Annotated in this window: 11 protein-coding genes and 1 riboswitch; all 11 genes read right to left on the bottom strand. The window is 40.1% G+C overall.

The annotated features are described in order from the left end of the window. Window positions 1-11: 11 nt before the first annotated feature. The 11 genes from atpB to ACYTR8_RS03615 all read right to left on the bottom strand — a co-directional run bounded on the left by atpB (window position 12) and on the right by ACYTR8_RS03615 (window position 16144). On the bottom strand, window positions 12-728 hold the full coding sequence (gene atpB, locus ACYTR8_RS03665) for a F0F1 ATP synthase subunit A (protein WP_003050130.1): 717 nt from the start codon (window positions 726-728) through the stop codon (window positions 12-14). A 34-nt stretch (window positions 729-762) separates the two neighbouring features. Next, window positions 763-960, bottom strand: coding sequence for a F0F1 ATP synthase subunit C (locus ACYTR8_RS03660; protein WP_002985249.1), 198 nt, complete (start codon window positions 958-960; stop codon window positions 763-765). Between the two features lie 264 nt (window positions 961-1224). Next, on the bottom strand, window positions 1225-2664 hold the full coding sequence (gene glgA, locus ACYTR8_RS03655) for a glycogen synthase GlgA (RefSeq protein WP_443596959.1): 1440 nt from the start codon (window positions 2662-2664) through the stop codon (window positions 1225-1227). Then, window positions 2661-3794, bottom strand: a complete 1134-nt coding sequence (gene glgD, locus ACYTR8_RS03650; RefSeq protein WP_154412720.1) for a glucose-1-phosphate adenylyltransferase subunit GlgD — start codon at window positions 3792-3794, stop codon at window positions 2661-2663. Before glgD ends, glgA begins: the two co-directional genes overlap by 4 nt. Continuing rightward, window positions 3784-4923: a glucose-1-phosphate adenylyltransferase gene (locus ACYTR8_RS03645; RefSeq protein ID WP_046177179.1), complete on the bottom strand. Its 1140-nt coding sequence runs from the start codon at window positions 4921-4923 to the stop codon at window positions 3784-3786. Before ACYTR8_RS03645 ends, glgD begins: the two co-directional genes overlap by 11 nt. A 126-nt stretch (window positions 4924-5049) precedes the next feature. After that, complete coding sequence (glgB, locus tag ACYTR8_RS03640) at window positions 5050-6930, bottom strand: 1,4-alpha-glucan branching protein GlgB (RefSeq protein ID WP_479641682.1); 1881 nt, start codon at window positions 6928-6930, stop codon at window positions 5050-5052. A gap of 106 nt (window positions 6931-7036) precedes the next feature. Then, window positions 7037-9337: a type I pullulanase gene (gene pulA / locus ACYTR8_RS03635; protein WP_479641696.1), complete on the bottom strand. Its 2301-nt coding sequence runs from the start codon at window positions 9335-9337 to the stop codon at window positions 7037-7039. Window positions 9338-9345: 8 nt separating this feature from the next. Next, window positions 9346-10368: a diacylglycerol kinase family lipid kinase gene (locus tag ACYTR8_RS03630; protein WP_003060188.1), complete on the bottom strand. Its 1023-nt coding sequence runs from the start codon at window positions 10366-10368 to the stop codon at window positions 9346-9348. Between the two features lie 12 nt (window positions 10369-10380). After that, window positions 10381-12339, bottom strand: a complete 1959-nt coding sequence (ligA, locus tag ACYTR8_RS03625) for an NAD-dependent DNA ligase LigA (protein WP_269760916.1) — start codon at window positions 12337-12339, stop codon at window positions 10381-10383. A 145-nt stretch (window positions 12340-12484) separates the two neighbouring features. Further along, window positions 12485-12988 carry a QueT transporter family protein gene (locus ACYTR8_RS03620; RefSeq protein ID WP_003050124.1) on the bottom strand — a complete coding sequence of 168 codons (504 nt, stop codon included), beginning with the start codon at window positions 12986-12988 and terminating at the stop codon, window positions 12485-12487. After that, a riboswitch (PreQ1 riboswitch) is annotated at window positions 12986-13105 on the bottom strand. It overlaps the preceding gene by 3 nt. A gap of 213 nt (window positions 13106-13318) precedes the next feature. After that, window positions 13319-16144, bottom strand: coding sequence for an endonuclease/exonuclease/phosphatase family protein (locus ACYTR8_RS03615; protein WP_479641681.1), 2826 nt, complete (start codon window positions 16142-16144; stop codon window positions 13319-13321). Window positions 16145-16471: the final 327 nt, after the last annotated feature.

Raw genomic sequence — 16471 nt, 5'->3', positions numbered from 1 at the left:
GTTCTCCTTCCTTATTCTTCTGATTCATTGACTTTTTTTCCTAGATAGGTCGCTGTCAGTTTTGTGAAAACGAAAGCCTGTATGCAGGAAATAAAGACTGAAAAGGCTGTCCACGCCATATTGACTAGGAAAGCAATTGGCCACCAATAAACTCGATAATTTGCCAGTTGAACAATCAAACCTGTAACAACTTCCCCGGCAAAGATATTACCGAATAACCTAATGGCAAGTGATAAGAAATTTGTGAACTCTTCTAATAAATTCATCGGAGTCATTGGCCACGGCGTAGCCAAACGTTTCAAATGGGCAACCAAGCCACGACGTCTAACCCCTTCAATGTGTACCATTAAGGTAATAAAAAGGGATAGAGCAAGGTCAAAAGCCAGATTGGCTGTTGGCGAGGTCCATAGGTTATAGCCATTAACTGTCTCTAGTTTAGTAAATAATCCTAAATTATTAGCGACAGCCACAAAGAGAAAAATGGTGAACAGTAAGAGCGAATAAGATTTTTGTAGATTATGATCTAAGTGCTCTTCTCCAATACCATCCACAAAACTGATTAAATATTCTAAAGCAGTTTGCTTCCCTTCTGGTTTCAATTTCATTTGGCGACTTGCCCAAAAAACAAAGGCAAAGACAATCGCAATTGTGACAATACAAACAGCAAGTAGGGTCAAATTAAAGGTTATTGGACCAAGCTTCAGCATAGGTATTTTAGCTTCTTCCATCTAACACCCTCCTTTTCTATTATAAAATAGGCTGTTATTTAAGAATGAAGGCCATAACAAGGGTAACGAAGAAAGTACCTTCGATAAAGGCAACACCCAAGATCATTAACGAACGTAATTGACCAATGATTTCTGGTTGGCGAGAAGCTGCTTTGAAAAGATTTGCCATCAAGAAACCTTCAGCAAGAGAAACACCAAAACAGGCCAAAGCCAATGCGAAAATAGGATTCATAGTAGAATACTCCTTAAAATTTTTTTTACTTTGCTATTCTATTCCTTAAAATTAAGAATGTCAACAGATTTCTTTAGTCTGGGTACGCTTTCTTAGACTAATACTAACCTTTTTACAAAAACAGAAAAAAAGGTTGGGATTTTCTTTCAAAAAATAGAAACACACTTCTATTATAACAAAAAGGTTGGGATTTTCCAAAACCCCCAACCAGCAGAAAAACGGCTTTCGCCGTCTCTCTGGTCTTATCATATTTTTGATAACGAATTAAATAACTGTTCCCAAACCGTGATACAACTCCACGTAAGCCAAGCTAGCTGTCTCCCATGAGAAATCACGTGTCATGGCATTTTGTTGTAGCATTTTCCAATCCTCTAGATGATGGCGATAAGCATCCAAAGCAAACAAGAGGGTCTTCATCATCCAAAAACCGGAGAAGTGATTAAAACCAAATCCAGTTCCTGTTTTATCAAAGGAGTTGTAAGGAATAACCGTATCCTTTAATCCTCCAATTTCATGAACAACTGGAATCGTCCCGTAGCGCATAGCCATCATTTGTGATAACCCACAAGGTTCAAAGGCACTTGGCATTAAGAAAAGATCACAGGCAGCGTAAATCTGTTGCGCTAACCCTAAATCAAAGGTAATGTTAGCTGAAAGCTTCTCTGGGTAAACCTGTGCAAACCACCTAAAAGCGTCCTCGTAATCCTTATAACCTGTCCCAAGAACAACCAGTTGAACATCTTGCTGGAGTAGATTATCCAACTCCTGCACCACCAAGTCAAAGCCTTTTTGGTCAGTCAATCGTGAGACAATGCCAATGAGTGGAACATCATCGCGTACAGGAAGATTCAATCTTTCTTGTAAAGCCTTTTTATTGGCTGATTTTCCAGATAAATCGGCTGCTGAAAAGGGAGCAACTAAGTGTGGGTCTGTCTCAGGATTGAGCACTTCTGTGTCGATGCCATTAACAATTCCTGTTAATTTCCCCGATTCCATCCGCATCAGCTGATCCAAACCTTTTCCAAACTCAGAAGTTTGAATTTCACCGGCATACGATGGAGATACAGTCGTTACGCGATCTGCATATAACACCCCAGCTTTCATCCAATTGAGACAATTGTTCCACCGCAGAGTCCCATCCTCATATCGCTCTGCTCCAACACCAAATAGGTCTCCTAACATTCCTGGGTCAAATTGACCTTGAAATTCAATATTATGAATAGTGAAAACTGTTTTAATCTTTCGATAAGCCTTAATCCAATGATATTTTTCTTTTAATAGGAAAGGAATCATTGCTGTATGGTAATCATGCACATGCAAAACTTCTGGAATCGCATCAAGCCTCTCCAGCGCCTCAATTGCGGCTAGCTGAAAATAAGCAAATCGTTCACCATCGTCCCAGTCACCATAGACTTTTCCTCTAAAGAAATAATACTGGTTATCTATAAAATAAAAGGTCACTTGATCTTTCACAATCTTCTTGAGACCAACGTATTGACGGCGCCAACCTACTTGTGTGTAAAAATACAACACGTCTTCCACTTGATCGCCAAATTTTTGGTCAATGGTATCATAGTAAGGCAAAATAACGGAGACCTCATGACCATTTCTGACCAGGGATTTAGGCAAGGCACCAATCACATCACCTAGACCACCCGTCTTGGCAAAAGGAGCTCCCTCTGCCGCCACAAACATTATTTTCATCTTATCATATCCTCAATAACCTTAGTTCCTTTAGCGACCACCATTGGTTCTTCTTGCGTTCCTTTAATGGTAACACCAGGTGTCACTTCCACTAATTTGTCGATAATAGCATTCTCAACGATGGCTCCTTCACCGATAATGGCTTTAGGTGATAAAATACTATTTTTTACCCGCGCTCCTACCTCGATGTGGCAGTTACGCGACACAATAGAATGCTCCACATATCCCTTAATAATGCTTCCTGATGCAAACTGTGAATTTTTCACCTCTGACGTTTGATCAAAATAAGTCGATTCCTCATTCTTCACACGAGTGTAGACTTTTTGATTGGCATAAAGGAGAGAATAGAATTTTTGGGGATCAAGCATGTCCATATTAGCATCGAAGTAAGATTTGACCGAGTGAATATTGGCTAAGTAGCCAGTGTATTCAAATCCCAAAGCTCCTTCTGAAACGGTTAACTCACGAAGTAAAAAACGTAACTTTTGAGGTTTTTCTTTTTGAGCTTCTTTCTCCATTTGTTCAATCAACCAAGGGGTATCAATAATGTAAATACCCGCTGACATTTTTTCGATATCTTGATTGCTCGGAATCTGACGTCTATTGATAACGGTGTCTGTCTCATCAATATCTAAAATATCGTTGGCTTTTGAGATGGCATCCGTTGGCATTTTTTTGTAGACCACTGTAAGAGGTCGTTGATTAACCGTGTGCAGATGGATAACTTGATTTAGTTCGATATTACATAATATATCACAACTCATATAAATGGTTTGGTCTGATCCAGAACGTTTGAGGTAGGTTAATATATTATCATAATACTCTTTATCTGCTTCTTGAGAATCTTCTGCAGTGTTATAAAAACCTAAAAAATAGTGGCTCAATAAGGAGTTTAATCCCCACTCTCTACCAGATCTAATATGGTCAAAGACAGAACGGATATTTTCCCCACGGAAAATACCATAAATACTTCTCACCCCTGCATTAGCAAGGTTGGATAATTGAAAGTCGATGAGACGGTATTTCCCATCAAACGGTAAGTTTGCCAAGGGTCTTGAATCTGTCAATCCCTTCATTTCGGCAAAGCCAATTGAACTTCCCAAAATGGCTGTGTATTTGTCAATCTTCATTTGAAACCCCCACTACTTCATTGTAACCAACAACTTGCACATCCTCAGTTCCATCTATCACAACACCGTCACCAATGACGGCACCTTCTCCAATAATAGCACGTGTGATTTTGGCACCCTCTCCAATAATAACGTCACTCATGATAAAGGAATCTTTGACTTGAGCACCTTTTTTGACCTGAACATTGGTTGATAAAATAGAATGCTCAACCTTCCCTGATACAAAACTACCATCAACCACAAGCGAATTCGAAACATCTGCTTCTTCAGTGATAAAGTTTGGTGGTGCAATATGGTTCTTAGAGTAAATCTTCCATGAGCGGTCACGACTATCCAGAGCATTTTCTTCTCCGATATATTCCATATTGGCTTCCCACAAGGATTCGATGGTTCCTACATCTTTCCAGTAACCTTTAAAGTTATAACTATAAACCCTCTCACCTGTCTCTAGATAGGACGGAATCACATTTTGACCGAAGTCAGACATGTCAATATTATTTTTTTCAGCATCAACCAACATGGTTCTTAGACGTTTCCAGTTAAAAATGTAAATCCCCATAGAGGCCTTGGTTGATTTGGGGTGAGCGGGTTTCTCTTCAAATTCCACAATACGATCACTGGTATCCGTATTCATAATACCAAAACGGCTAGCTTCTTTTAGAGGCACATCAATGACAGCGACTGATAAGCTGGCCATGTTGTCTTTGTGTTTTTGAAGCATGTCATCATAGTCCATTTTGTAAATATGATCTCCAGATAAGATAAGGACATAGTCAGGATCAATACTATCAATGTAATCAATGTTTTGATAGATGGCATGACTGGTTCCTTGGAACCAACGATTACCTTCTGTTGCTGAGTAAGGTTGTAAAATGGTAGCACCAGCATTAATACCATCAAGACCCCAAGATGACCCATTCCCAATATGGTTATTAAGAGCTAACGGTTGATATTGGGTAATGACACCAACATGGTGAATCCCTGAATTGGCACAATTTGACAAGGCAAAATCGATGATACGATAGCGACCCCCAAATTGCACTGCTGGTTTAGCAATACTTTGTGTTAATTTTCCTAAACGAGTTCCTTGACCACCGGCCAAGATAAGAGCTAACATTTCATTCTTCATTTAGATATCCTTTCATGACTAACATCACCTAATATGTCAAAGAGACTTTTGGATAAGCTCTCTTTCTTCCCTTCATCTCTTAATCCGACATTAATGATAAAAAGAGGAGAGTTATTCTGACATTTCCTAGTCTTTTTGACGACGCTTAACCTTCCAGATACTTGCTCCCAATGCTGGTAAAGTGAAAGAGAGGGTTTGATGATATTCTTTCCATTGTGCTTCTACTGTTTTAGTGATAGGATTGTGTTCTTTCCAAACACCTCCATACGCTTCCATTTCAGTATTGAAAACTTCCTCATAGATTCCTGCGACTGGAACACCTACAGTAAAACCTGGTCGTTCAACAGGCGTCATGTTAAAGACGCACAACAACAGTTCCCCTTTGTTGTTGAGGCGACAGAAAGATAAAACCGATTCTTGTTTGTTATCAGCATCAATGATATCAATACCGTCATACGTCTCATCATTTTGCCAAAGCATGTTATGATCTTTATAAAACTGATTTAACTCAGCTGTAAACCGTTGTAGTTTGGCATTAAAGTGATCTTCCAAATCATGCCATTCTAGTTGATCATTGTACTTCCACTCTAAAAATTGACCAAATTCAGAGCCCATAAATAGTAATTTTTTACCTGGATGACACATTTGATAAGTGTAGAGATTTCGCAAACCTGCAAACTGATTATAGCGATCTCCCCACATCTTATGCATCATGCTCTTCTTACCATGCACTACTTCGTCATGAGAAAATGGCAGAATATAGCGTTCATTGAAACAATACACAAAACTAAAAGTCAAGAGGTTGAAATCAAATTGCCGGTAATAAGGGTCTTCTTCATAGAAACTCAAAATATCATTCATCCAACCCATGTTCCATTTGTAATCAAACCCTAGTCCACCCTCTTCAATAGGGCTGGTAATCGGTGTTGCTGAAGAGGATTCCTCTGCGATCATCATGACATCTGGGTGTTTTTCTTTTATCACCCGATTCAAGTTTTGAAGAAAGGCAACCCCTTCAAGATTTTGGTTTCCACCATGAATATTAGGTGTCCACGACCCTTGATCATAATCTAAATACAACATGTTGCTAACCGCATCTACCCGGATACCATCAATATGATAAGTTTCTAACCAAAATAAGGCACTGGAGATTAAGAAAGACTGCACCTGATTTTTACCTAAATCAAAGTTCAAAGCCCCCCAGCCATAATTCCGCGCTCGATGATGGTCTTGATACTCAAAGGTTGGCGTTCCATCAAAGTAAGCTAAAGCATCATCATTTTGTGTAAAATGCCCTGGTACCCAGTCGACAATAACGCCAATGTTATTAAGGTGACAAGCTTCGACAAAGTCCTGGAAATCCTCTGGGCTACCAAAGGTCGAATCAAAAGCAAAATACCCCATCAGTTGGTATCCCCAGCTCATGTCCAAAGGATGCGTCATGACAGGAAGAAATTCTACATGAGTATAATGCATCTTTTTGAGATAAGGAATCAGCTCTTCTTTCAAGCGAGACATGTCATATGGCTTTCCAGTTTCATCCTTCTTCCAGGAATTAGCGTGGACCTCATAGATGTTAACAGGTCTTTCTCTAAACCCAAAGCGTTTCCTTCGCCCCATCCACAAACTATCTCGCCATTTTTTATCTGGTAATGTTTTAACAACAGCTCCTGTCCCTGGCCTAGCTTCAAACAAGACAGCAAGAGGATCAATTTTCTCGACGACGTGACCACCTTGCCGTTTAACCAGGTATTTGTAAATGTCCCCTTCTTTAGCTAATGGTGTGGTCACCTCCCAAACACCCGCCTCATGCCTAAACATGCTTAAAGGATTAGCTTTCCAGTCAGTAAAATCGCCTATTAGGCTCACTTCTTCTGCATTCGGAGCCCACACCCTGAAGACGTAAGCAGTTTTATGATCTATGTCAACCCGGTGAACACCCAAGTAATCTTGCAACTGGTTATTCTCCCCGGTGCCAAATGTGTAAAGCGCTAACTCATTGTCCATTCCATCACCCTCTTTTAATCCTCACTCTTTTTAAACCTCTATTTTCAGGTTCATCCCAGACAAGATTATGCCTCAAGAAAACAAAAATAACCTGAGAAACCTCAGGTTATTCTGTAATATCAAGGATCATCGCTGTCAAAGGATTGAGTAACAACTCCCCTTTTTGAAAGCGCTTGTCATTTGTTTCAATTATATCATTCTCGACACATGATTGCAAGCGTTTGCCAGAAGTTGTGAAAATAACCTTGTATTTTCTTTTATCATCCACTGTGAAGCTGATAAAACCAGCACCTTTATCCGCTTTTTCAATATAGACATGACGACGAATTTCTTCGAAACTTGGATATGAAAACAGATGGGTTTTTGTTTTCAAAAAAAATAATTTTTTCATAAAAGCAACGGTTTCTTTTTCTAGAGTGACTTGTCTCCAGTCAATTTGATTCACCTGATCTGGAGCGTTATAAGAGTTCATTGCTCTTTCTTTGTCTGCGTGGGTGAGTTCTCCTTGTTCTCCTGTCGGATATAATTTAGTTCTTAGAAACTCCTGACCAATCTGCATAAAACACATGCCCTGCATCAAGATATTCATGGCAGAAGCTAGCTGGATACGACGAGTATGTTCTTCTTGATTATCAGTTGGATTGAGAGCCCAAAAGAGGTCATTCAAGTTGTAGTTGTCATGAGCTTCTACATAATTAACTACCTGACTAGGACTTAAATAATGGACCAACTCATCACTTCCCAAAATAGACTTGGCAACACTATCTTCGGTGGCTGCACCAGAGGCAAAACCTTCCTCAAAGGTCCCGTAGATTTCTGCGCCTTTAACCGCGTTACGCTGATCATCATTAAAGAAACCAATTCCTGGCATCTTGTAAGCATTATCTTTTTTAGCTTTTTGTTCAGGAGCTAACCCCACTCCCATATCCCATCCTTCTCCAAAAACAAGAATTCTTGGGTCAATTTTATCTAATTCCCGTCTGATAAGATTCATGGTTTCAATATCATGCAAGCCCATTAAATCAAAACGGAAACCATCAATATTAAATTCTTTGGTCCAATATAAAATAGAATCAAGCATGTACTTACGGTACATTTCCTTTTCACTAGCCGTCTCATTACCACAGCCCGACCCATTTTGGAAGGTTCCGTTGGGATTCATCCGGTAATAATAATCAGGAACAGCTAGTTGGAATGCTGAGTCCCTAGATGAAAAGGTATGGTTATAAACCACATCCATGATGACATTAATACCAGCATCGTGATAAGCTTGAATCACTTCTTTTAATTCTAAAATACGTGTCGCAGGTTCGTGAGGATTGCTGGTAAAACTCGCATCAGGAACATTATAATTTTCAGGATCATATCCCCAGTTATAGGCATATTCCCCATTGTCTTCAATGATTTGATGATGATCAAAAAGAGGTTGCAACTGAATATGAGTTATCCCTAATGACGTGACATAATCAAAACAAGTCTTGTCCCCAAATTCGTTACGCGTTCCTTTTTCGATTAAACCTTTAAATTTACCACGATGTAATGGACTGACACCTGAAGTCTCAGATTTTGAGAAGTCTCGCACATGCATTTCATAGATAACAGCTTGATTAGGATTGTCTAGTCTCCACGTTGCTTCTTTGCCCTGTTTGACTTCAAAACCTTCTGGCTTTAGCTGGTCAGGGGCAATCACAATGGAGCGGCGACCATTAGCCGTTGTTGCAATGGCATAAGGGTCTCGTGTATCTCTAAAGGTCCGTTTACGGTAATACACTCGATAACGATAGGCCTGATAGTTATAGTCTCCTTCTAAACATAACTCCCACACTCCGTGAGTATTTTTAGAATGATCTTCAGGATTACTGACATGGCCGCGATCCATAGGAACAACTCTCTCTACGCTTGCTCGTTCAGCTGTTGAATCATATAAAATCAGATCAACTCGTTCAGCAGTCGGAGCCCATAAGCGAAAGGTCGTCTGATTCTCCTGGTAACGAAAACCAAGCCATCCATCAAATCCCCAACGCTTATCGAAAGCTTTGCTGTTAACTGCCATATCAAACGAATGAGCCATTCTACGCCCATACGAACGACTAGCAACTGCAGCTTGCCTTGAATAATAAACAGTGTCATCACCGTCCACTAGCCAAACTTCTGTTTTTGGAACACCATAGTCACGGTCAATACGATAATCAATCGTTTTGTGCTGCCACAATTGATCTTTTACAATCACATAAGCATGGCTTAAAAAGTAAGGAGCCGGATAACTTAACTGAGCTACTGCACCAAAACTATCAAATCGAGAGAAGTAGGCATCTTTTCCCCATTTCCCATCTTGCCACTGCCACAAACTTAAATTAAAGTAGTTTCCTTGACGACTATGATAATGAACGGTAATGGCATTATCTATCACTTTCTTTATTCCTCCAGTTCTTGTTCTAAATCTTCTACTTCATGCGCAAATTTCTTCACCATCTCCTCAATTTCCAATTCTTCTTGGTCCAGTACCAAGGCATCATCAGAAATCAAATCAGTATCTGCAAAGAATGTAATATGGTTTTTCAGATTTTCAAGTGTGATTGGGGCATCGCCGCCATATTCCCCATCTAAATTGATCATCATGCGCTTATCTGATTGAGGTTCAATTACTATTTTACTGGTTTTTATGTATTCCACACGACGGTCTGTAATGTGTTTACCCCCATCTAAGACCAAACGTAAAAGATGGACAATTTCAAAAAGATTAGCCGTTTTTATTAAAATCAAGGTAAACATGCCATCATCCAGTTTAGCATCTGGAGCAATCATTTCAAAGCCACCTACAGAATTGGTAATGGCTGCAAAAATCATGGACACTTGACCTTCAAAAACGCCCTGATCATGAGTAATTTTAACAGGAACATTGCTAACACGTGGCAATAACTCAACTCCCTTGGCAAGATAAGCTAAGTAGCCAAACATGGTTTTTAACTGACTAGGAACGCTATAAGTCAATTCAGTCAAACTCCCTGCTGCCGCAATATTGATAAAATAGGTATCTTTCTTAGCCCTACCAATGTCCATTTGAATGGTTTGGTTTTTTCCAATGAGTTTGGCTGCCTGACTAGGGTTTCCTCTTGGAACTTTCAAAGCTCTCGCAAAATCATTGGTTGTTCCTGTTGGGATAATAGCCATCTTGGGACGCTTTTTCAGTGGCGCAATCCCATTGACCACCTCATTGATGGTACCGTCTCCTCCAGCAGCAATCAGTAAATCAAATCCAGCTTTCGCAGCTCTTCTGGCTTCATTTAAAGCAGAATGTTTTTCTGCTGTCGTCTGAAAGGCAGAGGTTTCATACCCAAACCCTTCCAAAATATCTAAGACCTCAGGAACACTCTTTTTCATCATTTCTTGTCCTGATGTCGGGTTATAAATGAGACGTGCTCTCATTTGTTTTTTCATACAATACCTCTCTTAAAGCTGCTCTAGCCACTCTTCACCCTCGATTCGAATGCCTAAAGCCTGCGCTTTCTCCAACTTAGACCCTGCATCACTTCCAGCAATCACCAAGTCTGTTTTCTTAGACACACTGCCAGTCACTTTAGCACCTAAGGTTTCTAATTTTGCTTTTGCATCGTTGCGAGTCATTTTCTCCAACTTGCCCGTTAAAACAACCGTTAAGCCAAATAATTCTGCATTACTATCAATCTTCTGTCCTAAATAAGCTAAGTTAACCCCAGCATTCTTTAGTTCTTCTACTAAAAGAATGGCAGAATCTTGTTGAAAATATTGAACCAATGATTTAGCAATCACCATGCCCAGACCATCAATAGTCGCAATGTCTTCTTCTCTCACCGTTAAAAGATGCTCAATGTTTCCGCAAGTTTCCAAAATTAAACGACTGGCCTTAGCACCAATGTGACGAATACCTAAACCAAATAACAATTTCTCGGCTGAATTTGATTTGGACGTTTCAATAGCTGCTAGCAATTTTTCGGCCGACTTTTCTTTGATGCCATCTAGATGCAGAAGATCTTCCTTAGTGAGCTTGTAAATATCTGCCACATCGTGAACAAGCCCTGCTAAAAAGAGTTTTTCCACAACAGCAGGCCCAAGTCCAGCAATATTCATGGCATTTCGACTGGCAAAGTGTTCCAACCCTCGCTGAATCAAACTCGGACACAAAGGATTGATACAGCGTAGAGCTACTTCATCCTCAAAATGCACTAAATCACTCTGACAAGATGGGCATTGACTTGGAATCCACATAGGCACCTGTTCCTGACGCTTGTCAGAAACCACGCGCAAGACAGCAGGAATGATATCCCCAGCTTTATAGACAATTACGGTATCTCCAATTCGAATATCTTTTTCCGCAATATAATCGACGTTATGCAAGGTAGCCCTGCTGACCGTTGTTCCAGCTAATTGAACTGGTGTCAAGTTTGCTGTTGGGGTAACCACACCTGTTCGACCAACTGTCCAGTCAACCGAAAGGATTTCTGCCTCTTTTTCTTCTGCTGGAAACTTGTAGGCAATCGCCCAACGTGGTGCTTTAACCGTAAATCCCAAATCTTCTTGCATGGCTAAGTTATTCACTTTGATGACAATACCGTCAATATCATAAGCCAATTGATCGCGTTCTGCCTCCACAGTTTGAATAAAATCCCAAATCTCATCCATAGAGGATGACAGATGGTGACGCTGATTAACTGAGAAGCCCAAATCGGCTAATGCTTTCAAGACATGATCTTGCTGACTTCTGATTGTGGGACTAGCTTCTTGGTAGAGAAAAGTAGCCAATTGACGCTTAGCCACTACCGCCGTATCTAATTGCCTCAAGGTACCCGCAGCAGCATTTCTAGGATTGGCAAATTCTGTTTCACCGTTTTCCTGTCTCTCTTCATTAATTGCTTTAAAGGATTGCCGAGACATGTAGGCCTCTCCTCGAACAGTTATGGTCAGGGGTTGAGGCAGTACTTGAGGAATATCTTTAATCTGTTTAAGATTCTCTGTAATGTTTTCACCAACACTACCATCTCCGCGGGTAGCTCCCACCTGTAATTGGCCATTTTCATAACTTAAAGAGATGGATAAGCCGTCAATTTTTAGCTCTGCTAGATAAGTGGCATCAGGAAATTCCGATTTAACCCGCTTGTCAAAGGCATCTAATTCCTCACGCGAAAAAGCATCCTGCAAACTAAATAGCGGATACTGGTGCTGGTATTTTTCAAAACCGGTAAGAAGGGTTCCTCCGACATTCTGAGTTGGGCTATCTTGTAAGACATGCTCAGGGTATTGGTTTTCAAGATCCACTAGCTCACGATAAAGCTTATCGTACTCGCTATCAGAAACAGAAGGGGAATCATTGGTATAGTATTCTTGACGGTAACGGTTAAGCAATTCCGTCAATTCTCTTATGCGTTTTTTCATACTCTTATTTTATCATAAAAGAGTGAAAATAAGCTATTTCCTAATCAGAAGAAAATAAAAAGGACAGCTGTAAAATCCAGCAACTGTCCAAGTACCTATTTTCTAAAAAGTGTAGGGCTTCTCTCACTCCGGTTATGAATATTCGTTAATGAAAAGACATACGCTTAGCTAGCTTATCAATAATCAGAGAGCCGATGAGCAGCGATGCCAATTCCCCCATAGCCGTTGTAAACCAGGTCAACAGGAAGGGTGCACCAAAGAAAGAAAGCTCAATAGCCACGGTCACCATGGAAGCGGCAAAAAAGAAAGAAAAGTAAAAGAACGCCTTGTTAACAAGACCATTAAATAGATAGTCTTTGTGGTACTTCCTAAAGAGAACGACACCCAACGTCACAAAAATAAGGGTTGAGCCACCACCAACAAAGACATCAATAAGTCCGAAACTGTAAAAGTTTGCAATCATACACCCAAGAGTCACTGCAATGATATACTTGCGATGGTAAAAAGCAAGGAAATTCAACATTTCAGATACCCTAAACTGATACATTCCATAAGAAATGGCATTCAGAGGAGGCGTAATGGTCAATACCACATAGAGAGCAGCCACTAAAGCAATGTGAACGTAGTCACGCACTGTTAATTTTGTCATTTTTTCTCCTTTAACGTCAAAGCAGTTAGTCAAACCTAACTCTTTACGTGTCTAATATGCTTGGTGAAAGGGAACTAAGCACCAAGGGTTGCTAAGCAACGGTTACATTGTACCACAAAAAGACCAACTTGACAAAAATACTAAATAAGTCTGCGACCTATAACAAAGGGGCATGGTTACCTTCTCGATTCCTTTCATACAGACTAACTGAATACTTTTAGTATCACGATTTTCTCTTTTGTGAGATAAATTATGTGGCTGAAAAGTAAAAGGACCTGAGACTTTACTCAGGTCCTTTACCCCACTAGGGATTTTAAAACTGTTTTGTGCTTATTGTCTTTCTTTGCCTTTTCTAAATAACTTAACAGAAGCAAACAAGCTAGTCATTCCTAAGATAGTCATCACAATCCCAGCTTTTTCACCTGCTTTTGGCAAAGCCTTCTCTGAGGAAGCTTTTTGAGCTGCCGCAAGTGGTTTAGCTGTCACTACCTTTTTCTGCTCAGTAGCAGTCGGAGCTGGTTTACCTTCCTCTATACCTGCATCTGCGGCTTTTTTAAAGGATAATTGAAGCAACAATGGATCATGGTCAGAAGCACGGCCATGAACTTCCATAAACGGTGAATTCACATGCACCATGTCAAATTCATACTGACCAAGCAGGTTACGAGATACTAGCATGTTATCGAGGGTTTGATTGTTTCCTTGGTAGAAATAAGAATAACGATCTGCTAAATCATGTCTGCTAACCAAGTTAGCCATATCCCCTTCTTCAATCAATTGAATCGTCTTTGTGAATTCGTAATCGTTAAAGTCACCTAACATCACAATATTTGCCTGATGAGTTGCTCCTTCTTTGGCAAATTTAGCCAACATATTGGCTAAAACATGGCGTCTTTCTTCAGATTTGAAGGTAACAGGTTGCACACGTCCATAAAGAGCATTGTCCCCACGCTTAGAGTTCAAATGGTTTGCTACCACAATGACTTTATTTCCTTGGAAAACAAATTCTGCTGCTAGTGATTTACGGACATCTTTCCAAGCAGGATTAGTTGGATCAATTCGACCAACACTGAGGTTTAACTCCCCGTTTACCCATGACAGAGCATCCTTAGCGCCACCTTTTGGCTTATCCGATAAACTAACACGATCTGGCTGATAGAGGAAGCCTGTCCGAATATTCCCACCAGGTTGACCACCGTCAACATTATTTTCTGGAGCAATATCAACATAACGATAAGTTGGGCCCCCAAGCTTTTGAATAGCATCAATCAGGCGTTGAGCACTTTGGGTAGCATCTGTAGTACCATCATCGGTTGGGCCGTTATTATCTTGTACCTCAATCAGTCCAATGATATCAGGTGCATTCAAATCGTGAATAAAGGATTCAGCAATACGTTTGACTTTCTCATCCTTGGTTGAAGATGGGTTTGCTGAGAAGTTCTCAATATTATAAGATGCAATACTTAATTTGCTTAGGTCTTTTTGCAAATGTGTTTTTTCAGGTGCAAGGTGGCCATCTATTAAGACAGGCATCTTTTGGCTATCATCAACAAAAACCTTGTAATTACCATAACTGTATGAGACTGGCCCAGCTAATCTTCCCTTGTAAGAATCACCAGATTTGATGGTTTGCTTACCTTTTTTGAAAAGTACAGGAATCACATCGGTATTGTAACTGGTTGCAGGCAACAATACACCACCTGAATTGTTCAACACTCTCGTGCTAGAACCAGGTAAAACATAGATTTCTTTATTTTTCGTTGGACCAAGGATTTTCGCATCGTCGACAGCAACCAACATGCCTTCCATGGATTCCCAATAGTCAATAGCATCTTCTTGTGGGTCAAAGACACGTAAGCCATCATTATCAATGACATCAGCAGGTGCCACACGATCTTTACCTAACAAAAGAGGGGCTGGTACTGGAGCTGTCCCTGTTTTGGTAACAGTTTTAGCCACAATTTGGGTAATTGTAAGGTCAGTTTGTTTACGTTCCTCATATCCACGACCAAAAAATTCCTCAACCTCTCCGGAAATCGTCAACACATCTCCGACAGCTACTTTGGCGCTTTTAGCAAAGACACGGATACCGTCTGAAGTGGCTACATTACCATCGCCGTTAAGATCTTGAACGTAAAAATGAGTGGAATCATCTAAGTAAGTAACAACAACTTGTTCAACTGTTACAGCTTTTTTCAAAAGAGGAGAAGTATGGTTAGTCCCTTGGATATCTCCAATTTTCACAACCTTGCCAACTGGCGTAGTGTCTTCTTTTCTGACAGCCTGTTTCACCACTTCAAATTGTTCCAAGGTAAATGGCTTTAATTGCAATTTTCCATCAAAAGTTGACAAAATAGCTGTCAAATTGATGACATCCCCCTGGCCAATTTTAGCGACTAAGTCACTTGTTTTAATCCCCGTGCGATTGTCTAAACGAACTGCCACACTTTTACCATCGTTATCTGTGACATTAAAAGAAGAGGTTTCGTATTTATCCGATGCTATTTCTCCTACAGTTACATTCGATAACTTAACTAGTGTTGATTGAGTTGCTTTTTCTAATTCGGGAATGGTTGTTTCTTTAACAGGGGTAGGAAGCTGCCCTTCTAATTTTTTATGGGCAGTAATTTTTTTCAACTGCAATTCACCCTTGAAATTAGTAAGTGTACCTGTCAGTTGAATAATGTCTCCACTGGCATAACCCAAATTTTTCTCAGGGTAAATGTAAAGTCCTGTGCCATTGCTATCTTGAATGTAAAAACCATTACCACCCCAGCCATTCACGACGCTGATAATTTTACCTGTAACTGTGTAAGGTTTTCCTTCAGGGCTTACTCGAACGTCTGAAATAGGCTGGCTGCCATTAGCATCTGCCATTACTTCAGGACTCGCTGAGGTCTCTTCTTTAGCTGCTACAGTCGTATTGACTGAGTCAGCTGGTGTTGTAGGAGCTGGTTGGGTAGTCTCGACAGGGGCTAGGGGAGTTGTTGCAGAACCATTCTCTTCCACACCAGTGGCAACAGGTTCTTCTGATTTAGGGACAACCACCTCTTCAGCATAGACGGGATGCTGTTGCAGAGTAACCTCTTCAACAACAGTAGGAACAGCAACCAATGCTAATAATGACGCATAAGTGAAAAATTTCCTGTTTAACATAAAAACTCCTTTTATTTAGTACGTTTAATACACGCCTATTGTAACAAAATTGACAAGCAAAAGAAATACATTTTTGTATATTTTGTTACAAAAAGTTAGCATTACTAAAAATGTAATCGTTATTAATACCTTATTTTTTGTTGATTTGTGTTAAAAAGCAAACATTTTTCAGGTTTGCTCTCGCTTTTGAATACAGCTTCGTAACCGCCCAATAACAGGGTATATTGAAAAAACGTTCCAAAGTTGATTTGACTCTGGAACGTTTTCTATTTGCACTTTTCCTGAATAGTTTCAGCCCATGGTAAATAAGCCTCTAGCACCTCCCTT

The sequence above is a fragment of the Streptococcus sp. F2 genome (assembly GCF_056500955.1).
This window is presented reverse-complemented; position numbering and strand designations above follow the sequence as displayed.

Excerpts from the sequence above, each read along its gene's own strand:
- glgB (WP_479641682.1), bottom strand. The coding sequence starts at position 6,930 with ATGGACAATGAGTTAGCGCTTTACACATTTGGCACCGGGGAGAATAAC.
- atpB (WP_003050130.1), bottom strand. The coding sequence starts at position 728 with ATGGAAGAAGCTAAAATACCTATGCTGAAGCTTGGTCCAATAACCTTT.
- ACYTR8_RS03660 (WP_002985249.1), bottom strand. The coding sequence starts at position 960 with ATGAATCCTATTTTCGCATTGGCTTTGGCCTGTTTTGGTGTTTCTCTT.
- glgA (WP_443596959.1), bottom strand. The coding sequence starts at position 2,664 with ATGAAAATAATGTTTGTGGCGGCAGAGGGAGCTCCTTTTGCCAAGACG.
- ACYTR8_RS03620 (WP_003050124.1), bottom strand. The coding sequence starts at position 12,988 with ATGACAAAATTAACAGTGCGTGACTACGTTCACATTGCTTTAGTGGCT.
- glgD (WP_154412720.1), bottom strand. The coding sequence starts at position 3,794 with ATGAAGATTGACAAATACACAGCCATTTTGGGAAGTTCAATTGGCTTT.
- ACYTR8_RS03645 (WP_046177179.1), bottom strand. The coding sequence starts at position 4,923 with ATGAAGAATGAAATGTTAGCTCTTATCTTGGCCGGTGGTCAAGGAACT.
- ACYTR8_RS03630 (WP_003060188.1), bottom strand. The coding sequence starts at position 10,368 with ATGAAAAAACAAATGAGAGCACGTCTCATTTATAACCCGACATCAGGA.
- ACYTR8_RS03615 (WP_479641681.1), bottom strand. The coding sequence starts at position 16,144 with ATGTTAAACAGGAAATTTTTCACTTATGCGTCATTATTAGCATTGGTT.
- ligA (WP_269760916.1), bottom strand. The coding sequence starts at position 12,339 with ATGAAAAAACGCATAAGAGAATTGACGGAATTGCTTAACCGTTACCGT.